This window comes from Tractidigestivibacter sp. (assembly GCF_050946515.1).
GTDB lineage: Bacteria > Actinomycetota > Coriobacteriia > Coriobacteriales > Atopobiaceae > Tractidigestivibacter.
This window is the reverse complement of the sequence record NZ_JBMNUX010000007.1, coordinates 1-21,919: the sequence shown is the minus strand read 5'-3', so window position 1 is coordinate 21,919 and position 21,919 is coordinate 1. Positions and strand designations below refer to the sequence as shown.

Below are 21,919 nucleotides of genomic sequence, written 5' to 3'. Positions count from 1 at the left end.
AACATATGCCTATCGGACCAGCACGCATGCCGCTCACCGACCACCTTGGTGAGCTGCGCAGAAGGCTCACCATCGTGATCGTTGCCGTCCTCACGGTTGCGGTCATCGTCTACTTTGCAACGCCAACCCTCATCGATATCATGCTCGACCCCATCCGCGAGGCCATGCGCAACTCTGAGCTTGTGGTGACCACCCTGCTTGGCGGCTTCACGATTCGCTTCAAGGTGGCGTTCTTCTTTGCGATTATCATCTGCAGCCCGCTGATCATTTGGGAGGCCATGGCCTTCATCCTTCCGGCTCTCAAGCCCAATGAGCGCAAGTGGGTCGTCCCGACGGTGGCGGCCATGGTCGTGCTGTTCTTCCTCGGCATGATCTTCTGCTACTTCGTGATTCAGCAGGCAGCCTTCGGCTGGATGCTCGACCAGACCTTCGAGTTCGCCAACCAGCTCAACAACGCAGAGGACTTCCTTAATATCTTTATGCTGCTCGAGATTGGCTTTGGGATTGCCTTCCAGCTGCCGCTTGTTATTTTCTATCTCTCGATCCTGCACATTGTCCCGTACAAGACCTTCCGCTCCCAGTGGCGCTACGTCTATGTCGGTCTGCTGATTCTCTCTGCCATGGTGACGCCGGACGCCTCTCCTGTTACTATGGCGCTCATGTTTGCTGCCCTTATCGGCCTGTATGAGATCGCGCTTGCCATTGCGCGCTACATCATCATTGCCCGTGACGGCAAGCAGGCGCTCAAGTGGACTCGCGAGGACTATGAGAACGCCGAACTCAATAAGGAGTAACGAGGAAGGCTTTTTGCTTTGATTCTGGTTGTCACCGAGAAAAATGACGCCGCCCAACAGATTGCGAGGCTCCTCTCGGAGTCGGGCAAGCCGAAGGCGGACAAGGTATACAACACGCCCATCTATCGCTTCCGCAAGGGCGGCGATGATTGGGTGACCATTGGCCTGCGCGGTCATATCATGCAACCCGACTTTCCGCCCGAGCTTGACTACAGCAAGGAGGAGGGCTGGTACGGTCTGACCGCCGACGGCGAGCACCTGCCCGCAAACGTGCCGGACAGCCTCCAGAAGCCGCCCTTCTCGAGCAAGCGCAAGCCCTATCTTGCAAATGGCATCGATATCAAGGGCTGGAAGATTCCCAGCCTGCCATACCTTGTGTGGGCACCCATCGAGAAGCAGCCCGCCGAGAAGGAAATCATCCGCTCGCTCAAGAACCTTGCCAAAAAGGCCGACGCCGTCGTTATCGCGACGGACTTCGACCGCGAGGGCGAGCTCATCGGCTCCGACGCCTTGAAGCAAGTGCGCTCTGTGGCCCCGGACGTTCCGGTCTCGCGCGCCCGCTATTCGGCCTTCACGAAGGCGGAGATCGACCATGCGTTTGACAACCTGGTCGAGCTTGACCAAGACCTCGCCGACGCAGGCGAAAGCCGCCAGTACATCGACCTCATCTGGGGCGCCGTGCTGACGCGCTACCTCACGATGGCGCGCTTCAGCGGCCTTGGCAACATCCGTTCCGCAGGTCGCGTCCAGACCCCGACGCTCGCGCTGGTGGTCGAGCGAGAGCGCGAGCGGATGGCCTTCGTGCCCGAGGACTATTGGGTCATCTCTGGCGAGGCCGAGCACGACGACACTCCCTTCAAGATTACGCACGCCACGGCCCGCTTTACCGATCACGATGCGGCGGAGACGGCGTTCTCGCACGTGGATGGCGCCAAGACCGCAGCGGTCAAGGCAGTAGAGAAGAAGAGCCGCACCCAGCGTCCGCCCGCGCCGTTCAACACGACGTCGCTTCAGGCCGCTGCCGCCTCCGAGGGGATCTCGCCAGCGCGCACCATGCGCCTTGCCGAGTCCCTCTACATGGACGGCCTGATTTCGTATCCCCGCGTTGACAACACGGTCTATCCCAAGTCACTTGACCTGCGTGGATGCGTGCGCACGCTCTCCTCGGTACCCCAATATGCCGGCGTCTGCCGCCAGATTCTTGGTCAGGAGAAGATTACGGCGACGCGTGGCAAGCAGGAGACCACCGACCACCCGCCCATCTATCCCACCGCGGCCGCAAGCCCTGACAGGCTCCAGCCTGCCGAGTGGAAGCTCTACAACCTGATTGCGCGCCGCTTCCTTGCCACGCTCATGGGCCCTGCGACCATCGAGGGCACCAAGGTCTCGCTCGATATCAACGGAGAGCCCTTTACGGCCACGGGCAACGTGCTTGCCAAGCCCGGCTTTCGCGCCATCTATCCCTTTGGCCTGCGCAAGGACGACCAGCTTCCCGAGCTTGCCGAGGGTGACGTCTGCGCCGTGAACAAGATTGGCCTTGACGCCAAGCAGACCGAGCCGCCAGCGCGCTACAGCCAGGGCAAGCTGATCCAGGAGATGGAGAAGCGCGGCCTGGGCACCAAGTCCACGCGCGCGTCGATTATCCAGCGCCTGTACGACGTTAAGTATCTGAAGAACGACCCCGCCGAGCCCAGCCAGCTTGGCATGGCCATCATCGATGCGCTCACCCAGTACGCGCCGCGCATCACCACGCCCGACATGACCTCCGAGCTCGAGGACGACATGTCCAAGGTTGCCGAGGGCTCCGACACGCAGACCAACGTCGTTACGCACTCGCGTGCCCTTCTCGCGGGCATGATGGGCGGGCTGATTGACCACAAGGAAGACCTCTCGAATGCGATTGCCGACGCCGTGACCGCCGACGCCAAGATTGGCGTGTGCCCTAAGTGCGGCAAGGACCTGGTGGTGAAGACCTCGGCCAAGACGCGCGGGAGCTTCGTCGGCTGCATGGGCTGGCCCGACTGCGACGTCACCTACCCGCTTCCCAAGGGGCGCATCGAGCCCTTGGAGGGCGACGCAGGCGTGTGCCCCGAGTGCGGAGCCCCGCGCATCAAGGTGCATCCGTTCCGCAGCCGTGCCTACGAGACCTGCATCAACCCGGCATGCCCCACAAACCGCGAGCCGGACGTGATCGTGGGGGAGTGCGCCGCCTGCAAGGCTGCCGGCAAGCATGGCGACCTCGTGGCGCACAAGTCAGAGAAGACCGGAAAGCGCTTCATCCGCTGCACCAACTACGAGGAGTGCGGCACCAGCTACCCGCTGCCTCAGCGAGGCGAGCTGCATGCGACGGGCGAGACCTGCCCCGAGTGCGGTGCTCCGATCGTTGAGGTCGTGACGCAGCGGGGTCCGTGGCGCATCTGCGTGAACATGGACTGCCCGAGCAGGGAGAAGAAGGCATCCTCTGTGCGTGGTCGTGGTCGCGGCAGGAGCGCAAGCAGCTCTAAGGCCGCGAGCAAGACGAGCGGCAGCCGAAAGGCGTCGGGCAAGTCGGCTGCGAAGTCTTCAGGCGCCCGCAAGTCCGCAGGAAAGGCAGCGAGCAGCCGCAAGGAAAAGTAAGGTCATCTGACATGCCCCCGCGTTATTTGCCAGCAGCAGAGACGTGGGGGCATTTGCTTGCCCTGCACGCTTGCAAAGCGCCGCGCGGCGGTCTTGCGATTTGGCCATTGCGAAACCTGCGCATCAACTTGACATGTCAACCTGCTAGAGTAAAAAAGTTCATCTGACAACGCTATGGCGGGAGGTGCAGAGGAAGGCTATGGGGCAGGCGGAGCCATCGCGCGGCTGCTTTGTCACGCTCGAGGGAATCGACGGCTGCGGAAAGACAACGCAGGCGGCGCTTCTCGCCGCACAGCTTGAGTCCACCGGTCGCAAGGTCGTGCGCTTGCGCGAGCCCGGCGGCACGCCCATCGGCGAGAAGATCCGCGCCCTTCTCCTTGACCCTGCAAACTCCGACATGAGCGATGACTGCGAGCTGCTCTTGTACGAGGCCGCTCGGGCTCAGCTCGTTCGCCAGGTGATTGACCCTGCTCTGGCGCGCGGCGCCATCGTGCTGTGCGACCGCTTCTATGACTCGACGCTTGCCTACCAGGCAGGAGGCCGCGGGATTGACGCGCAGCTCGTCCGCCTGGCAAACACGCTTGGCAGTTGTGGCGTATCTCCGCTCAGGACCATCGTGCTTGACCTCGAGCCCTCGCTCGCGTTTGCGCGTGCCACAAAGGGCGGGGCAGACCGCCTCGAGGGAGAGGGGCTTGCCTTCCAAAACCGCGTCCGCCAAAGCTACCTGCAGCTTGCAGACGAAGATCCCAGCCGCGTGCGCGTCGTTGACGCTTCGGGCACCGTCGAGGAAGTCTTCTCGCGCATCTCGCAGGCACTTGCCGACGTGCTTCCGCTTTCTTGCGTGGAGGAGCGCTCAAATGGCTAGCGCGGGCGTCCGAGCAAAGGCCGAAGGCGTGCCCGCCGCGCTTGACGTGCTTGCCGACCAGCCTCGCGTTCGCGAGCTGTTGGGCGGTGCCGTGCGAGAAGGGCGCTTGAGCCACGCGTACCTCTTCGTAGGCGCGCCGGGAGCTGGCATGGAGGAGGCTGCGAGCGCCCTTGCCAAGTGCGTCGTCTGCCCCAATGGCGGCGACGGCACTTGCGACGAATGCCGCCGCGTGACGCATCACACCCATCCCGACGTGCACTGGCTTGACCCGGACGGCGTGAGCGGATACCTGTTCGGGCAGATTCGCGACCTCGTGAGCGACGTCGCGCTCACCCCGCAGCGGGCGAAAGGGAAGGTCTATATCATCCGCCAGGCGGGCCTGTTGCGTGGAGCCTCTGCAAACGCCCTGCTCAAGACCATCGAGGAGCCGCCCGAGGGCGTGGTGTTCATCCTCATCGCGCGCTCGGTGCAGGCCATGCTTCCCACGATCGTCTCGCGCTGCCAGGTGGTCCCCTTCCGTACTATTGCCGCTGACGACGCTCTGGCGGAGGTCATGCAGAAGAGCGGATCGCCAAGAAGAGACGCGCGCATCGCGCTTGCCTTGACGGGAAGCCCAAAGAGCGCCTGCGACTTCCTCGCGTCCACGCCGCGCCGAGAGTCTCGCCGCATGATGCTGCGCGTCATCGACGGGCTTGCCCGCGACGACTCGTGGGACGTGCTCTGCTCGGCCAAAGAGCTGCTCGATCAGGTGCAGGTCCCGCAGAGCCTGCTCGAGAAGGACCTGACCGACCAAGTGGCCGAGCAGTCAGACTACCTTTCGGCGGCAGCCCGCAAGCGCCTTGAGAGCGCCAACAAGCGCAAGCTCACGGCGCGTGGCCGTTCGGATATCATGGAAGTCCTCGCAGCGGCAGACTCGCTTCTTCGCGACGTCCTGCTGCGCATCGAGGGAGTCGACGAGCCAATCGTGAACGAGGATGCCTCTGACATCGTCGACCGCATTGCCGCCCAGGCAAGCACGGCAGGGGTCCTGCGGGCGCTTGGCGAAGTGTCTCAGGCCGCTGGCAGCATTGCAAAAAACGTATCATCCCAGCTGACCCTTGAGGTCATGCTTCTTGGTATCAAGGAGGCACTTACATGCCCACCGTCATCCCGGTGAAATTCAAGTATGCAGCCCGTGACCTGTGGTTTGACGTCGCAGGCACCGAGGCGCAGGAGGCAGACCACGTGATCTGCGCCACAGAGCGTGGCCACGAGATTGGCATCGCGACGGGCGACGCCCGCGAGATGAGCCAGGACGAGCTGGACGAAGAGACAAACAACGCGCAGCTCAGGCCAGTCCTTCGCGTGGCGACCGACGAGGACTTGGCCCAGGCCGAGGAGCTTGCCCAGAAGGGCGAGGACGCCATGCCCACCTTCCGCCGCTTGGTGAAGGAGAGCGGGCTCGACATGAAGCCCGTCGGCGTGGAGTACCTCTTCGATGGCGGAAAGGTCGTCTGCTACTTCGCTGCCGAGGAGCGCGTGGACTTCCGCCAGCTCGTGCGCGAGCTTGCCCGCGAGCTTCACGAGCGCATCGACATGCGCCAGATTGGCGTTCGTGAGGAGACCGCCATCATGGGCGGCTATGGCCACTGCGGCCAAGAGCTGTGCTGCGCGCGCTTCGGGCTGACCTTTGAGCCCGTCTCAATCCGCATGGCAAAGGAGCAGGACCTGCCCCTCAACTCAACCAAGATCTCGGGCACCTGCGGTCGCCTGATGTGCTGCCTGCGCTACGAGTTCGAGGCGTACCGCGACTTCAAGAGCCGTGCCCCCAAGCGCAACGCCGTCATCAACACGCCCATCGGCAAGGGCAAGATCGTCGAATACGACACGCCCAAGGAGGAGCTGTGCCTGCGCCTTGAGAACGGCAAGCAGATTCGTGTGCCCCTGGCCGGCATGACCGCCTCTGACGCTGCGGTCAAGAAGTCCGAGGAGCTCGGCTGCCCTTGCCGTCCCGACACCGTCTCGCGCGAGATGCTCGAGAAGCTCGACTCTCCTGACGTGCAGATGGCGCTTGCCGAGCTCGACCGCAAGAACGGCGTGGTGCCCGAAGAGGAGAGCGTCGACGCGAATGACATCTTCGTCGAGAAGCCCAAGCGCCGTCGCCATGCCACTCATGGCGACGAGGCCACAGATGCCGATGCGCCCAAGCAGGGCAATGGCGCTGCGGCTGCCTCGAGAGTCGCTAGGGGCTCTGGCAATGTGGTGAGCGCTCCGGTAAGCAAGCGCCGCCGCCACAAGAGTCGCGCCGCCCGTGTTGCCGCTGCGACGCCTGAAGCCACTGGCGAGCAGGGCAAGCCCTCCACGCGTGGCGCTGGCGCTGCCCGGACCGCGTCCGCGCCTTCCGCTGGCACGTCGGCCCCCGCTCCTCGCCAGAACTCGCGCCGCCGCCATCACCGCGCGGCCTCTGTGAGCGGAACCGCAGCCGAGCAGGGCGCCGAGCGCCAGCAAGAGGAGAGGCGGCAGGCTCAGCAGCAGCCCAAGCGCACGCGCCGTCGCCATCCGGGAGATCACGGTGGCGCTGCCGCGCAGCAGCAGCGGCAACAGAAGCCGCCCGCGCATATGGCACAGCCAAAGGACGCCGGCACCGGCGCCGCGAGCGCTGACTCCACGAAGCAGCAGGACGGAGGAGCTCCAAAGAAGCGCCATCGGCATCGCGGAGGGCGCGGTCGCGGCAAGGGCGGCCAGCAGGGTCAAGAGAACAATAGCCAGGGCGCCAAGGGCAACGGAGGCGCTCCGAGCGAACAGTAGGAGAGGCGTGGTCGATCGCTCTGAGGCGCGATTGGCCACGTTCATTATTGAGGGGAGAACCATGTACGGACTGAAGAGCGAGGCATACTTTGACTCGGCGCATTTCTTGGCCGATTACCATGGGAAGTGCGAGAACCTTCACGGTCACCGCTGGAAGGTGGTTGCCTATCTGCGCCAGGACTCGCTGGGCGATTCGGGCACCGAGCGTGACATGGTCATGGACTTTGGCGAGTTCAAGCGCGTCCTGCGCGGACTCGCTGACGAGCTCGACCATACCTTCCTCGTCGAAGAGGGAACGCTCATGGACAAGACCATCGAGTGCCTGAAGGAGGAGGGCTTCTCGCTCACCATGCTGCCTTTCAGGACCACCTCCGAGAACTTGGCTCACTACTTCTTCGACCGCCTGCACGAGGCAGGGCTTCCCTGCTCGCGGGTGGAAGTTTATGAAACCCCGCTTAACTGTGCCATCTACGAGATTGACTAACAGTTTGATTCAAGGAATATACTCGTTAGGTAGCTGAACTGGGCTTGATTGGCGGCGCAAGCCGCGGGACGGAGGTGTCTTATGGCTGACGGTCATCTTCATGGAGTAAACCTGACAGGTTGGCTTACCCTTGAGCCATGGGTCACCCCCGAGCTTTTCGCCCAGTCTGGTTCCCTCGATGAGGAGACCCTTGCCAGAAACCTCGGCCGTCGTCGCTATGCCGACGTCGTCTCCGCGCACCGCTCGAGCTTCATCCAGCGCAACGACTTCGTCCAGATTGCGTCGCGAGGCTTCAATGCCGTTCGCCTTCCCGTCCCGTGGTACGTGTTTGGCCGCAAGGGTCCGGAGCCCGGTCCCTACCAAGGCTGCATCGACTACGTCGACCAGGCGCTTGACTGGGCCGAGGAGATTGGCCTGCACGTTATCTTTGCGTTTGTGATCAACGCGGGCGCGCCGAACTCGGGAAACGGCATCTCGCCCGACCTTGCCGACTGCCACGTGCCGCGCAGCGAGATCCTTCGCGTGATAGGCACCTTCTGCAAGCGGTATGCCTTCAGGATGGGCTTCTATGGCATAGAGGTAGCGGACGCAGTGGTGCCACAGGTCAGGCGTGGTCTGATGGTGACCGACGGCGTTCCGGCACACAGGCTTCGCAACTACTATCGCGACGCATACGAGGTCGTTCGCAACGCGTGCGGCGACGACGTGCTGGTCATCCTGCCCGATGGCGGCGTGCCAGCGCTGTGGGGTCGCTTCATGGCCCAGACGCATTACAAGAACGTGTGGCTTGACGTGCAGCTGGACAACCCGCCGCAGGGCGTGGACGTGGGGGGACCCTCTGGCATCCGAAAGGTCATGGACGCGCAGAACGCGCACATCCGCGCCGCCATGCGCACGGGCATGCCCGTCATGGTGGGCAAATGGTCGTCTGCGCTTCCGCTTGCAGACTCTGACATGACTCCCGAGGGGCGCGTGGCGCTCGAGCGCATCTATTCGTCCGAGCAGATTGCGCTCTATGGGAAGCGCCCGGCATGGTTCTTCAACACGTGGAAGACGTCCGGCCTTCTTGCCAGCTGGGACGCTCGCGTGACGCTCGCCACCTTCGAGCGCGGGATGATCGTCTGATGGCAGAGGAGAGCAGCTGCCCACGCCCAACAGAAGGGCTCCTCTCCGTTGTCGGCACGCCCATCGGAAACCTCTCTGACGCCTCGCCCCGCATGGTTTCGACGCTAGGGGCGGCGGACGCGGTGCTCTGCGAGGACACGCGCGTTACCGGAAAGCTCTTGGCGGCGCTAGGCGTGCGAGCAAAGCGGCTTGAGCGCTGCGACGAGAACGTGATCTTGTCTCGCGTGCCTGTGCTGGTAGAGCGCCTGCTTGCGGGCGAACACCTTGCCTTTGTGTCCGACGCCGGCATGCCGGGAATCTCCGACCCCGGCCAGCGCCTGGTGGACGCCGCGCTCGACGCAGGCGTTCGCTGCGAGGTCGTGCCGGGGCCGAGTGCCGTGACCTGCGCGCTTGTTGCGTCGGGCTTCTCGTCGGAGCACTTCTTCTTTGAGGGCTTCCTGCCGCGGAAGCGCTCGCAGCAGATTGCAAGGCTCTCCGAGCTGGCCGCGGTCCCCGGCGCGCTCGTGCTCTACGAGTCGCCTAAGCGCGTGGCAAAGACCCTCGACGCGATAGCGGAGGCGCTTCCCGAGCGCGACGTTGCGCTGGTGCGCGAGCTCACCAAGGTGCACGAGGAGGTCGTGCGCGCCCGCGCGGCGGATCTTGCCAGGCAGATTGCGGAGCGCGACGAGGTAAGGGGCGAGTGCGTGATCGTGATCTCTGCCCCCAGCGAAGGCGAGCTCTCCGCGCGCCGCCGTGCAGACGCAACGGCAGGCATGCCGCTTGACGAGGCGATTGCGGAAGGCCTCGCCTCCGGCGAGTCGAAGAGCGCCCTGGCCAAGCGCCTGTCAAAGCAGTATGGCGTGCCGCGCTCGGAGGCTTACGAGAAGGTCGTAGCGGCGGGCTCCGAGAAAACGGACGAGGCCGGCAATCTTTGATAGCTCAGGTTGAAGAATTCCAGCTGTCTGTCCTCGTCTTTTTCTTTAAGATTCTCTTCTTTGTATTGCGTGAAGTAAGGTCAGCTAGTTGCTGAGGGATAATGAGTTGCGTCGTCGTAGGATTTCTGCGACGGGGATTGAAACACGTTGCTTGTGGTTATTTTTTGCAACGCTTGGAGAAGGCTCCCTACCGTTTATCGGATGGGAGCCTTCTTCCTTTTACAACAAGTAACGTGAACAACTATACTTAGTTTCAGCAAACAATCAGCATCTCATTGGAGGCTGGATCCAATGTATTTTGCTCACTCTGGTTCAATGCCTGACAAAAGCGATTGGCAGACGCTTGAAGATCATCTTGCTAGCGTAGGAGAACTTGCTGCCAAGTTCGCTGCCCCATTTCATGCTTCAAGTTGGGCACGCACGGCGGGTGTGCTTCATGATGCGGGAAAAGCGTGTCCGGAATTTCAACAGCGTCTAGAAGGGAAACATCCGCCAATCGATCATTCCATTGCCGGTGCAAGGCTGGCAGCGGCCTATTACCCCAACGATCGAATTAACGAGGGCTTACCCCTCGCTCCGATTATTGCTGGTCATCATACTGGACTGCCGGATTCGGGCGACTTGACAGCTCGTAGCGAACAAGATGCCAGCGTAACGAGTCTGGAAGAGCTAGAGGATCGTTTCGCTGACTACAAACATTTGCTGCCTTCTGAAAGCAGCGATGGACGGGTCGCTACAAGACCTAACACTTCTCGTGATTCTCAAGAGATGTATCGAGAAGCAACCTTCAACATGTTTCTTCTCGAGCATCTATTGTTTAGCGCTCTTGTTGATGCCGATTGGATCGACACAGAACGCATGATGAGCCCGGAAAACTATCGCAGACGTCTGGAAGCTCACAAACATCAGCTTTCGCTGCAAGAGCTTCTTGAGAGGCTGGAGCAACATCTTGCCCGCGTTACCTCTTCTGCTCCCCAATCTGCCGTCAACTCCGCTAGGACTGACATGCTCAATCACGCTCGCTCCATGGCTTCCTTGAAACCAGGGATTTTCTCTCTCGAAATGCCTACGGGTAGCGGAAAGACTCTGACATCGCTCGACTTCTCTCTTAGGCATGCATTAAGCAACGGGATGAGGCGCGTCATCTATGCCATCCCCTTTATGAGCATTGTCGAACAGAATGCAAAGATATTCAAAGATGTGCTTGGAGCGGATAACGTACTCGAACACGTCTCCAGCTATGACTATGGCTTTTCTGCTAATCAAGATGACGAGTCCAATGAGAGAAGCTTGCGGGAGAAGGAGCTCACCCAGAACTGGGACGCGCCAGTTGTCGTGACGACGAACGTTCAGCTCTTTGAGTCCCTATTCTCCAATCGAACTGCAAAGTCCAGAAAGGTCCATAACATTGCCGGAAGCGTCATCGTTCTCGACGAGGTCCAGAGCCTTCCTGACAGGCTCTTGCGTCCTACACTTGCGATGATCGAAGCGCTTGTCTCCATGGCAAATGTTAGCGTGGTTCTCTGTACGGCTACTCAGCCGCGCTTTCAGCAATGTTGGCCATTTACAGCATCTGTGACTCAGATCATAGACAATAAAGCTCAGCACAGGGACGTGTTCAACGGACGGGCAACCATCAATGTCGAACACGTGGGCAATGGGGAAGGGCTTGCTCTTTCTGAGCTGGTCGAAGAGCTGATGGAGTCCAAGCAGTCACTTTGCATCGTTAGTTCAAGAAAAGCTGCTGGAATGCTGTATGAGGCTCTTGGCGACTATCAGGGTGATTCTGAGGGTCTTTTCCATCTGAGCGCCATGATGGTTCCCGAGCATCGCTCCCTTGTTATCGCAAATATCAAGCAGCGCCTAAGCGAAAGGCTTCCATGCCACGTTGTCTCTACTCAACTTATTGAAGCTGGCGTGGACATTGATTTCCCGACTGTCTATAGGGAGATTACGGGAATTGATTCAATACTCCAAGCGGCCGGTCGCTGCAATCGCGAGGGAAAGCTTGGGCATCCAGGGAGAGTTGTCGTTTTTGAGTGCCCAGACTTTGACGCTAATCGTCCGAAGAAGCCTGGATGGCTCTCCAGAATGAGGGCGCTCGGCACTGAGACAATCCAATACTTCAAAGACCTTGGGAAAGACCCGTTCTCTGACGAGGGCATCGATTATTTCTATGAAAGACGATATCAATCGAGCGGACATGTGGATGATTCTCTTGATGGATTCCAAGGCAGACCAATCTACGGTCTTATTACATCGCAAGATTATTTGAAGCATCACCTTGCCAATGGCGCATTTCCATACAAGGAAATCTCTGACTCCTACAAGTTTATTAACGAAGAAACTGTGAGCATCTTTGTCCCATGGGGTGCCACGGGGGAGGCGCTGCTCCAAGAAATCGAAGCCCGCAATTCTTCAGATCAGGCACTCTATCAGCGTATACAGCGACATTCAATTAGTGTCCGGATGTGGGAGTACAAGAAGTACGAAGAAGCTGGGTGTATTAGGAGAATCGGGACCTTCCCTGTTCCCGTGCTTGAAACTCGGAATGGAGCTCGTCGCCTCTACGACGACAACCTCGGACTTCTTGATGTTGATGAGGGGGTGATTGAGACAGCGATTATCTAAGTCATGCTTAGAGATTTCGCAATGACGAAAGGAGGACATATGGGATACGGCATAAAAGTACGCATTCGTGGATCGAGAGCCTGCTTTACAAGACCAGAGATGCATGTTGAACGAACGAGCTACGACGTGATTACTCCTTCAGCAGCAAGGGGAATTCTCGAAGCTGTGTATTGGAAGCCGGCTATCAGATGGGTGATTGATCGTATCGAAGTATTGAACCCAATCAAATTCGACACCATAAGGAGAAATGAGGTTTCTTCAAAAGCGTCCTACCGTGTCGCAAAAACTGCAATATCAAAGAAAAAAGGTCTCTTGGGCATTGATGCGACAGCTGATCGTCAGCAACGGAACACGCTCTATCTTGTCGATGTCGACTATATCGTGGACGCTCACTTTGAGATTATCCCCGAGCGAGCGGGCGAAAGCGATACCGAGGCCAAGCACTACAACATTGCATTAAGGCGACTTCGGAACGGTCAATGCTTCAATCATCCATATTTAGGCTGTCGAGAATTTCCCGCGACGATTGAGCTTGTCGATGATGGGGAGAAAATACCCAAGTCGTACTATGCGGACGAAGACAACCATGAGCTGGGCTACATGCTCTACGACATGGATTTCTCCACTCCATCTCAGCCGACTCCGCTCTTCTTCAGGGCTTCAATGCATAACGGAGTGATTGACGTTGCTGCTTCTCGCGCAGAGGTGGTCGCATGATTCTCAGTGACCTCTACGATCTGTATGACCTTAAGCAGGAAACGGACCCAAACGCGATGCCCCCGCGCCACTGGTGCCCTATGAACGTTGCGTACGAGCTTGTCATTAATGCTGACGGAGAAGTTCTTTCCTGTATCCCCCTTACAAATGACTCTGGAAAACTCGGCTTGCGTCTCGTTGTCCCTATGGCATACGTTTCTAGGTCTGGTCAGAAGCCTGCTCCAGGATTCCTTTGTGACGATGCCCAGCATGTTTTTGGAATTGGCGAGAACAAATTCCGTAGCACTCTTCGCAAGATGCATGAAGATTTACACAAACATGTTCTCCAAGGAGTGGATGACGAAGGGGCTCGTGCATATCTTTCAATGCTTGAGAAGTATCCTACTGGTGCGTTGCCGGAGCCTTGTGCTGAGTTTCTTTCGAGTGACCCAAAATCAAACATGGTGTTTCGACTTCTCGGCGATAGCTCCTATTTGCAAGACCGCCCGGGCATTCGCGCCGCTTGGAATCATTACGCTGAATCATTAGAGCAGCAACAGGAGTCCGGCGTTTGTCTTGTTACTGGAAAAATCGCACCTAGAGCAAAGCTCTTTCCACAGGTCACTGGTCTTCCAGGTGCGCAAAGCTCGGGCGCGGCGCTCGTTAGCTGCAATGCTGATGCATTCTGCTCCTACGGTCAGAAAGTCTCTACTGCTGGGCCCATCTCTGCGGAAGCGGCTGAGAAAGCAGGAGCCGCCCTTTCGTATGTTCTCAAGGACAGCAGGCATTATGTAAAGCTGGGAGACGACTTCGTCTGCTTCTGGACAAATGCTGCCAACCCAGTGATTGATGACTGCCTTGCTTTCTATGCGGATCCAGACGGAATTGATGAGAACAATTCTGTAATTGCTGCAAGAGGTGAAGACGTTAGCGTTCGTGACGCTGTCCAAGAGTCTCTTCGCCTTCTCGCAAAAGGGAAGCCTCCCATTACTATTCCACCTGATACGCAGTACTACATGCTCGGCATTGCCCCATACCAAGCGAGGCTTTCAGTTCGATTCTTCGAGACTGGCAGCTTGGGATCATTGCAAAAAAACGTCCAGCTCTTCCTGAATGATACTGAGATGGTGGGGGCTCGCTACTGTTCTCTGAGAGAATATCTCGCACAGACCGCTGCCCAAGGCGAAGGGAAGAATATCCCGAAGTCTCTCATCACCTCCTCGATGCGGGCGCTGCTACATGGAACGGCATTTCCAGAGACTCTGCTTCGTGACATTGTCATGAGAACTCGTGTTGACCATGCTTCACGAAAGTCCTGGGATATGGGGACCCGCGCGGCCATTCTTCGCGCATGCCTGATTAGAAAAGACCGGCTTCTGGGGACAGAGCAGGGGAGAGAGAAAGAGAGGGAACTCACCGTGGCATTAAATGAAAACAATACCAACCAGGGCTACCTGCTTGGACGTCTTTTTGCGCTATTGGAGAAGGTGCAGGCTGATGCCATTGGCTCTGTTAACGCGGGCATTCGCGACCGTTACATGGGGGCAGCTTCTACTACCCCTGCTCGAGTGTTTCCTCAGCTATTGAGGCTTGCGCAGCATCATATTAGCAAGAGCGAGTACGGTGCACGCATCGATCGAATAGTTGCTCAAGTTATGGGAAGCGTTAACGACCAAGGGTTCCCAAGAACACTCTCATATGACGACCAAGGCGAATTCTACATAGGCTACTACCAGCAAAAAGAGGCGCTTTACCAGAAGAAGGATGCACCTGTCAGCACCACGAGCGACGAGAAGAGGAACTAGGATGGAGCCCATTAGCAACCGTTACGATTTCGTGTTTTTCTATGATGTGGAGAATGGCAATCCCAACGGCGATCCCGATGCAGGGAATATGCCCCGCATCGACTCTGAAACTGGCATCGGCATTGTGTCCGACGTGTGCATCAAGCGGAAGATTAGAAACTATGTCGACCTTACGCGCTTTGGCAAAACTGGCTATCGCATCTATGTCCAAAACGGCTCTGTGCTAAACGAGCTGAACCGCGAAGCATATGAGGGTCTTAATTTGAAGCCCGTTGATAAAAAGCTCCCCAAGAAGATTGAAGACCAGATCGCTGTGACTAAGTTCATGTGCGACAACTTTTATGACATCAGAACTTTTGGTGCCGTAATGACTACAGAGGTTAACTGCGGCCAGGTTCGCGGGCCGGTTCAGCTCTGCTTCTCTCAGTCGGTTGAGCCCGTCATGCCCTCCGAGATGAGCATTACAAGAATGGCAGTCACGAACATCAAAGATATCGAAAAGGCAAAGACCATGGGGCGCAAGGAGTACATTCCTTACGGTCTTTACCGTCTCGAGGGATTTGTCTCGGCTCCCTTGGCTGAGAAGTCTGGGTTCTCTAAAGAGGACCTTGATATTCTTTGGGAAGCGCTGATGAACATGTTCGAGAATGACAGGAGTGCTTCGCGCGGTCTTATGACGTCACGCGAGCTTATCGTTTTCAAACATGACAGTCGTCTTGGCAATGCGCCCGCTCATAAGCTTTTTGACCTAGTGAAGGCTGAAAGAGTCACTGACGGGTATGCGCGCCATTTCTCCGACTATCAGATTGAAGTCGACACAGACAACGTCCCGTCTGGTGTATCTGTTAATACTTTTGACTACATTGCCCCTGCTGATTAGAACGGTAATCCCGTGAATTCCGGCATTGCCCACTATAGCGATGACGATCTTCTCTCATTGTCGGGGCTTCAACATTTTGCCTTCTGTGAAAGACAGTGGGCGCTGATACATGTCGAGCAGGCGTGGGAGGATAGCGCAGATACGCTACGGGGTAGCTGGTTTCATGAAAGGGTGGACACCGTCGGCTATTCATGTGCCGACGGTGTCCGTTCTGAGCGAGCCGTTTCGCTCGTGAGCCATGAGCTCGGTCTTTACGGAATAGCGGATATTGTCGAGTCTCTCGAGAACGATTCTTTGCAGCTGTGGCCCGTCGAGTACAAAGTCGGAGCTCCGAAGCTGGAAGATTGGGATCGGATTCAACTCGGTGCTCAAGCCATGTGTCTTGAAGAGATGTCCGGCACGTCAATAGCCGTTGGATATCTCTTTTATGGTGAAACAAGGCGAAGGGAAAAAGTCGAAATCGACGAAGGACTGCGGACACGTGTAAGGAGCCTATCAGCAAAGGCGCACGAACTGTTTGATTTGGGACTTACCCCTCCCCCTGACCGAAAAGCTCGATGTAAAAGGTGCTCACTCAAGAACATTTGTTTGCCGGAAGCTTTTCAAAACGATGTCTCAAGATACTGGATGTCATTTGGAGAAAGCTTGGGGGATTGATTGCCTATGAGGTGCTTGCTTAATACCTTGTATGTCACTAACCCTGAGGCCTATCTTCACAAGAAGGACGATGCAATCGAGGTAAAACTCGACGGCAAGACAGCAATGAGCGTCCCCTTCCATTTATTGGATGGCGTAGTCCTATTTGGGCACGTTGGGTGCAGCACGGCTTTCCTTGCTACGTGTGCAGACAAGGGACTGAGCGTGGTGCTTCTTGATGAGGCGGGACGGTACAAGGCGCGTGTCGAAGGACCGACGAGTGGGAATATTCTGCTTCGCGAAGCGCAATATCGAGTCGCGGCTTCAGACTCATGGTGCTTGTCGTTAGCGAGACGTTTCGTCGTTGCCAAGATTCACAACTCCAAGGTTGTGCTTCAGCACTATTTGCGCGATTACCCCGAGCTCAAGAGCGTCGGAGTAGATTCAACATTGAATGAATTGGAGCAAGCGAGGCAAGCCGCTATCTCGGCTTGCACGATAGAAAACCTCCGAGGAACAGAAGGACTGGCTGCTCGGTCGTACTTTTCGTCATTTGGTCACTTGCTGCGAGTAACCGATAGCGAGATAGCATTTGGCGGAAGGTCCCGACGTCCCCCGCGAGACCCTGTTAATGCAGCATTGTCTCTGTTTTATACGCTGCTTAGTAGAGATGAGGCTACAGCGTGTCACTCAGTCGGGCTCGATCCTCAGAGGGGATACCTACACGCGAGCAGACCTGGAAGATATAGTTTGGCGCTCGATTTGATGGAAGAGCTGAGGTCGCCGGTAGTCGATCGTTTCGTGATCTCACTCTTTAATAGAAGACAGCTTGATTCGGGCGACTTTAAGAAAGAGGGGGAAGACGTTCGCTTTACTTCGACCTCTTTGAAAAAAGCCATCGGCTTGTGGCAGGAGAAAAAGCAAGAAAAAATTCTGCACCCATTTACGGGGGATAGGGTTGAACTCGGTCTAATCCCATTTCTGCAAGCGCAGCTTCTTGCAAGATATTTAAGAGGCGATTTAGATGATTATCCCGCAATGCTTTGGAGATGATGCCGCTTGTACGTTCTCGTTACATACGATGTAGCCAGCAGCGATATTGGCGGGTCTAGGAGGCTTCGAAGAGTTGCAAAAACCTGTACTCAATTTGGTCAACGAGTGCAGAAATCGGTTTTCGAGTGTAAGGTCAATCCGGCTCAATATGAGGAGCTAAAACACAAGCTCACAAGGATTATTGATGAACAACGAGACAGCCTTCGTTTCTATAACTTGGGAGACAACTGGCATCATCGAGTCGAGAGCGTCGGTCTTAATGTGTCTTACGATCCTGAAGAGGCATTGATTATTTAGTAACGCTGGCTAGATTGAGACTGCGCGAAGGTCAAGCTGTGGCAAATAGCAAGCAGGTTCGCGCTTGTCATTTTCCTGATAAGACGCTTAATCAGTTCGCCCCATCGAGTTGGTCTTGTTTGGAACCTTGAAAATTGCATCAATATATCTATATTATAAATATTTATAGTATCTTTTTACTGTCGCGCCCCTCGCGGGCGCGTGGATTGAAACTCGACAAGCTCTCGACCCTCGCCGGAACCGCGTGTCGCGCCCCTCGCGGGCGCGTGGATTGAAACATGTGCGCCCAGCGACTTGACGTCTACGGGCCGCGTCGCGCCCCTCGCGGGCGCGTGGATTGAAACGTGACGTCCCTGCCGTCTCCGAACGTGGCCGAGGTCGCGCCCCTCGCGGGCGCGTGGATTGAAACCGTCATCGCCGAATGCGTAGACGTTGATTCCACCAGGTCGCGCCCCTCGCGGGCGCGTGGATTGAAACCTGTTCTGCCCGTCGCTCACGGCGTTCGCAAGCTTGTCGCGCCCCTCGCGGGCGCGTGGATTGAAACATCTGCGCTGCTGTAGACCTCGGTGGTGGTGCTCGTCGCGCCCCTCGCGGGCGCGTGGATTGAAACTCAGCCTCAAGCCGCTCGATGCGGTCGTAAGCCTCAAGTCGCGCCCCTCGCGGGCGCGTGGATTGAAACTCCTACCGAGTGGTGCTCGTGGGGCATCTGGGCCTTGTCGCGCCCCTCGCGGGCGCGTGGATTGAAACCGCAAAGGCCACCTACGCCACCAAGACCGACGTGGTCGCGCCCCTCGCGGGCGCGTGGATTGAAACTACACGAAGGCGACCGCGACGTTCTGGGCGAACGGTCGCGCCCCTCGCGGGCGCGTGGATTGAAACTCGGCTGCGAGATAAGGCAGTACCCGCACCCGAGGTCGCGCCCCTCGCGGGCGCGTGGATTGAAACAAGTCATGGCGTGACTCTCCCGCCACTGACTCGTGGGTCGCGCCCCTCGCGGGCGCGTGGATTGAAACGATGTGCAGAACTTGTCGTGCCGCGACGTGCTGGGTCGCGCCCCTCGCGGGCGCGTGGATTGAAACGACCTCATGTCTCCCATGCAGCTCCTCGGCAGCAGGTCGCGCCCCTCGCGGGCGCGTGGATTGAAACCGCATGATCGCGGGAGCGTGCTGGCAGAACGCAGGTCGCGCCCCTCGCGGGCGCGTGGATTGAAACAGCTACCGATGGAGCGGCACTGAGTGGGTGCAGGTCGCGCCCCTCGCGGGCGCGTGGATTGAAACCGCTTGTCTTCGACGAGCTGGAGTCCAGCGGCTAGTCGCGCCCCTCGCGGGCGCGTGGATTGAAACATCTGCGGTGGTGGTGCTCATGATGTGCTCCTTGTCGCGCCCCTCGCGGGCGCGTGGATTGAAACTATCTCAAGGGCGCACCAAGCGCGACGAACCCTCGTCGCGCCCCTCGCGGGCGCGTGGATTGAAACTCGCTCATGGGCACGTCCTCTGATGACCTCGCTGGTCGCGCCCCTCGCGGGCGCGTGGATTGAAACAAGACGGACGACTGGCACAAGGGCTCGGTCATGGGTCGCGCCCCTCGCGGGCGCGTGGATTGAAACCTCGACGGGTCGCGCTGGATGGCGACCGCATAGGTCGCGCCCCTCGCGGGCGCGTGGATTGAAACACTTAAGTCCGACCAGTACAAGGCGCTCGTCACGTCGCGCCCCTCGCGGGCGCGTGGATTGAAACAACGCAGCTTCAAGTGACGTTTTCTCGCTGCCGAGTCGCGCCCCTCGCGGGCGCGTGGATTGAAACGGCTGGGGGCCCTGCCAGTCCTTGGTGCTGTACTGTCGCGCCCCTCGCGGGCGCGTGGATTGAAACTATGGCATCGTGGCCGAGGGCGAGAAGATCCTCTAGTCGCGCCCCTCGCGGGCGCGTGGATTGAAACCCGTGGGACGTCGCTCAGGCTCTCGATTGTGGCGGTCGCGCCCCTCGCGGGCGCGTGGATTGAAACTACATGGCGCGCGACATCCCGTTCTTCCTCTTCGTCGCGCCCCTCGCGGGCGCGTGGATTGAAACCGCTGGTCCGTCTCGGTGTCGGACTGCTCACTCTCGTCGCGCCCCTCGCGGGCGCGTGGATTGAAACTTGATGATGACGAGGTGCGAGAGACCAACCCCAAGTCGCGCCCCTCGCGGGCGCGTGGATTGAAACAGGGAAGAAGGGCGGGTATCCCGGGCGCACGCTGGTCGCGCCCCTCGCGGGCGCGTGGATTGAAACAAGACGGACGACTGGCACAAGGGCTCGGTCATGGTCGCGCCCCTCGCGGGCGCGTGGATTGAAACATCTGCGCTGCTGGTGTAGACCTCGGTGGTGGTGTCGCGCCCCTCGCGGGCGCGTGGATTGAAACCTCGCCCGGTCGCGCTCACCATGCGGTCGAGGGCGTCGCGCCCCTCGCGGGCGCGTGGATTGAAACTCCTTGTAAAAGAATGTTGGTAAGGAGGTGCAACGTCGCGCCCCTCGCGGGCGCGTGGATTGAAACTGAGCGACGAGGTAGTGCTCATCGGGGAGCGGTTCTAGTCGCGCCCCTCGCGGGCGCGTGGATTGAAACTAGAGAGTAGTCTGCAATGCAGGACATGATGGTGTCGCGCCCCTCGCGGGCGCGTGGATTGAAACGCCGATGTGGACGGCGAGGCGTCCTTCGGCGTCTGTCGCGCCCCTCGCGGGCGCGTGGATTGAAACCACTGCTGCGCGTCAGTGCCGTTGGGCGTGTACGGTCGCGCCCCTCGCGGGCGCGTGGATTGAAACTCCTAGTCAGTCCCCGCCGCCGAGCGCGAGTCGCGTCGCGCCCCTCGCGGGCGCGTGGATTGAAACCCCTGCCTGATGTTGCACTTCTCGGCGGGAACCCGTCGCGCCCCTCGCGGGCGCGTGGATTGAAACGAGCAGATCCGCTCGACCATCGACGAGGGGACCACGTCGCGCCCCTCGCGGGCGCGTGGATTGAAACAAGCAGCAGGGTGCCGTGTCCGGGTTCGTGAGCGAGTCGCGCCCCTCGCGGGCGCGTGGATTGAAACCTATGCAGGATCGCCGCCGCGCTGTACAGGTCGTGTCGCGCCCCTCGCGGGCGCGTGGATTGAAACTTCGCGATGCTTGAGAGCAGCGCGAGCACCTGGGCGTGTCGCGCCCCTCGCGGGCGCGTGGATTGAAACCTCGCCCTCCACGTACTTCAATCTCGCTATTTCCTGTCGCGCCCCTCGCGGGCGCGTGGATTGAAACAAGCAGGCGTGGGGAGAGGACGCGACCGGGACCTTGTCGCGCCCCTCGCGGGCGCGTGGATTGAAACTGGAAGTCGTTGTTGAGGCTCTGGGTGTCCTCTTGTCGCGCCCCTCGCGGGCGCGTGGATTGAAACATGTCCCCGCTCGTCGCCAGCAGCCCGAGTCCGTGTCGCGCCCCTCGCGGGCGCGTGGATTGAAACATCAATTGTCCAGCCGTAATGCTCCATAGCCCTCACGTCGCGCCCCTCGCGGGCGCGTGGATTGAAACTGCAAGCAGCACGGCGAATGCGGCGAAGTCTACCGGTCGCGCCCCTCGCGGGCGCGTGGATTGAAACGGCTCCTACACCAAGACCGCCGACCTCGCGTCGAGTCGCGCCCCTCGCGGGCGCGTGGATTGAAACTGCTCGTCCCACACCTCGATTGTGCAGAACAGCTCGTCGCGCCCCTCGCGGGCGCGTGGATTGAAACTTCGTCAACGGCACGGATGTCAACACGTCTACATGTCGCGCCCCTCGCGGGCGCGTGGATTGAAACACGACGCCTCAGAGATGGGCGACCGGAATCGCGCGTCGCGCCCCTCGCGGGCGCGTGGATTGAAACCGATCGTCGCTGGCGCCACTGCGGCCGTGAGCTCGTCGCGCCCCTCGCGGGCGCGTGGATTGAAACTTTGTTTGGAGCAATTGCGCGACACGTGTCGCACGAGTCGCGCCCCTCGCGGGCGCGTGGATTGAAACAGCGTCCAGCGGTCGAGCAGCAACTCCGCCTCGGGTCGCGCCCCTCGCGGGCGCGTGGATTGAAACATGGCATGGAAGGCGATAACCGGGATATTGCAGCTCGTGTCGCGCCCCTCGCGGGCGCGTGGATTGAAACCTATGTGACCGACGACGGATTGCTGCTAATCATTAAGTCGCGCCCCTCGCGGGCGCGTGGATTGAAACCTCCACGTGGAGTGAACTGGCTGAGATCCTTCGACACGAACGAGCGTTGGCTAGCGAAAGCCCATGCCTGATGGTGTCCCTATCGTAGTCCTTCTCATCTAGGCTGCCCTCTGGTTGATGCCTGTGTAGTACCAGTCG

The 21,919-nt window shown here is 59.1% G+C and carries 15 protein-coding genes and 1 CRISPR repeat array; all 15 genes read left to right on the top strand.

Annotated elements, in window-relative coordinates:
• Positions 1-5: 5 nt before the first annotated feature.
• The 15 genes from tatC (at position 6) to cas2 (ending at position 17,583) form a co-directional block, all read left to right on the top strand.
• On the top strand, positions 6-794 hold the full coding sequence (tatC, locus tag ACOYJL_RS05595; protein WP_433569238.1) for a twin-arginine translocase subunit TatC: 789 nt from the start codon (positions 6-8) through the stop codon (positions 792-794).
• A gap of 18 nt (positions 795-812) precedes the next feature.
• On the top strand, positions 813-3,410 hold the full coding sequence (locus ACOYJL_RS05590; protein WP_433569237.1) for a DNA topoisomerase I: 2,598 nt from the start codon (positions 813-815) through the stop codon (positions 3,408-3,410).
• A gap of 199 nt (positions 3,411-3,609) precedes the next feature.
• Positions 3,610-4,275: a dTMP kinase gene (gene tmk / locus ACOYJL_RS05585; RefSeq protein ID WP_433569236.1), complete on the top strand. Its 666-nt coding sequence runs from the start codon at positions 3,610-3,612 to the stop codon at positions 4,273-4,275.
• Complete coding sequence (locus tag ACOYJL_RS05580) at positions 4,268-5,431, top strand: ATP-binding protein (RefSeq protein ID WP_433569235.1); 1,164 nt, start codon at positions 4,268-4,270, stop codon at positions 5,429-5,431. Before tmk ends, ACOYJL_RS05580 begins: the two co-directional genes overlap by 8 nt.
• A complete protein-coding gene (gene ricT, locus ACOYJL_RS05575; protein ID WP_433569234.1) occupies positions 5,410-7,062 on the top strand; it encodes a regulatory iron-sulfur-containing complex subunit RicT in 1,653 nt (550 codons plus the stop codon). The genes ACOYJL_RS05580 and ricT overlap by 22 nt, the downstream gene beginning before the upstream one ends.
• A 61-nt stretch (positions 7,063-7,123) precedes the next feature.
• Positions 7,124-7,546 carry a 6-pyruvoyl trahydropterin synthase family protein gene (locus tag ACOYJL_RS05570; RefSeq protein ID WP_433569233.1) on the top strand — a complete coding sequence of 141 codons (423 nt, stop codon included), beginning with the start codon at positions 7,124-7,126 and terminating at the stop codon, positions 7,544-7,546.
• Between the two features lie 81 nt (positions 7,547-7,627).
• Positions 7,628-8,671, top strand: coding sequence for a glycoside hydrolase family 5 protein (locus ACOYJL_RS05565; RefSeq protein ID WP_433569232.1), 1,044 nt, complete (start codon positions 7,628-7,630; stop codon positions 8,669-8,671).
• The gene (gene rsmI, locus ACOYJL_RS05560) at positions 8,671-9,585 is read left to right on the top strand and encodes a 16S rRNA (cytidine(1402)-2'-O)-methyltransferase (protein ID WP_433569231.1); all 915 of its coding nucleotides are present in this window, start codon (positions 8,671-8,673) and stop codon (positions 9,583-9,585) included. Before ACOYJL_RS05565 ends, rsmI begins: the two co-directional genes overlap by 1 nt.
• Before the next feature lie 291 nt (positions 9,586-9,876).
• On the top strand, positions 9,877-12,216 hold the full coding sequence (cas3, locus tag ACOYJL_RS05555; RefSeq protein WP_433569230.1) for a CRISPR-associated helicase Cas3': 2,340 nt from the start codon (positions 9,877-9,879) through the stop codon (positions 12,214-12,216).
• Positions 12,217-12,255: 39 nt separating this feature from the next.
• Positions 12,256-12,933, top strand: coding sequence for a type I-C CRISPR-associated protein Cas5c (gene cas5c / locus ACOYJL_RS05550; RefSeq protein WP_433569229.1), 678 nt, complete (start codon positions 12,256-12,258; stop codon positions 12,931-12,933).
• Positions 12,930-14,717 (top strand): type I-C CRISPR-associated protein Cas8c/Csd1, encoded by a 1,788-nt coding sequence (cas8c, locus tag ACOYJL_RS05545; protein ID WP_433569228.1) that lies wholly within the window; start codon positions 12,930-12,932, stop codon positions 14,715-14,717. Before cas5c ends, cas8c begins: the two co-directional genes overlap by 4 nt.
• A gap of 1 nt (position 14,718) precedes the next feature.
• Positions 14,719-15,597, top strand: coding sequence for a type I-C CRISPR-associated protein Cas7/Csd2 (gene cas7c, locus ACOYJL_RS05540; RefSeq protein ID WP_433569227.1), 879 nt, complete (start codon positions 14,719-14,721; stop codon positions 15,595-15,597).
• A gap of 12 nt (positions 15,598-15,609) precedes the next feature.
• Complete coding sequence (gene cas4 / locus ACOYJL_RS05535; protein WP_433569226.1) at positions 15,610-16,254, top strand: CRISPR-associated protein Cas4; 645 nt, start codon at positions 15,610-15,612, stop codon at positions 16,252-16,254.
• A 6-nt stretch (positions 16,255-16,260) separates the two neighbouring features.
• Entirely contained in the window at positions 16,261-17,286 is a 1,026-nt protein-coding gene (gene cas1c / locus ACOYJL_RS05530) for a type I-C CRISPR-associated endonuclease Cas1c (protein ID WP_433569225.1), read from the top strand.
• A gap of 6 nt (positions 17,287-17,292) precedes the next feature.
• Positions 17,293-17,583, top strand: a complete 291-nt coding sequence (gene cas2, locus ACOYJL_RS05525; RefSeq protein ID WP_433569224.1) for a CRISPR-associated endonuclease Cas2 — start codon at positions 17,293-17,295, stop codon at positions 17,581-17,583.
• Between the two features lie 181 nt (positions 17,584-17,764).
• Positions 17,765-21,781: a CRISPR direct-repeat array (repeat unit 32 nt; unit sequence GTCGCGCCCCTCGCGGGCGCGTGGATTGAAAC).
• Positions 21,782-21,919: the final 138 nt, after the last annotated feature.

Excerpts from the sequence above, each read along its gene's own strand:
- tatC (WP_433569238.1), top strand. The coding sequence starts at position 6 with ATGCCTATCGGACCAGCACGCATGCCGCTCACCGACCACCTTGGTGAG.
- tmk (WP_433569236.1), top strand. The coding sequence starts at position 3,610 with ATGGGGCAGGCGGAGCCATCGCGCGGCTGCTTTGTCACGCTCGAGGGA.
- ACOYJL_RS05580 (WP_433569235.1), top strand. The coding sequence starts at position 4,268 with ATGGCTAGCGCGGGCGTCCGAGCAAAGGCCGAAGGCGTGCCCGCCGCG.
- ricT (WP_433569234.1), top strand. The coding sequence starts at position 5,410 with ATGCCCACCGTCATCCCGGTGAAATTCAAGTATGCAGCCCGTGACCTG.
- ACOYJL_RS05570 (WP_433569233.1), top strand. The coding sequence starts at position 7,124 with ATGTACGGACTGAAGAGCGAGGCATACTTTGACTCGGCGCATTTCTTG.
- ACOYJL_RS05565 (WP_433569232.1), top strand. The coding sequence starts at position 7,628 with ATGGCTGACGGTCATCTTCATGGAGTAAACCTGACAGGTTGGCTTACC.
- rsmI (WP_433569231.1), top strand. The coding sequence starts at position 8,671 with ATGGCAGAGGAGAGCAGCTGCCCACGCCCAACAGAAGGGCTCCTCTCC.
- cas3 (WP_433569230.1), top strand. The coding sequence starts at position 9,877 with ATGTATTTTGCTCACTCTGGTTCAATGCCTGACAAAAGCGATTGGCAG.
- cas5c (WP_433569229.1), top strand. The coding sequence starts at position 12,256 with ATGGGATACGGCATAAAAGTACGCATTCGTGGATCGAGAGCCTGCTTT.
- cas8c (WP_433569228.1), top strand. The coding sequence starts at position 12,930 with ATGATTCTCAGTGACCTCTACGATCTGTATGACCTTAAGCAGGAAACG.
- cas7c (WP_433569227.1), top strand. The coding sequence starts at position 14,719 with ATGGAGCCCATTAGCAACCGTTACGATTTCGTGTTTTTCTATGATGTG.
- cas1c (WP_433569225.1), top strand. The coding sequence starts at position 16,261 with ATGAGGTGCTTGCTTAATACCTTGTATGTCACTAACCCTGAGGCCTAT.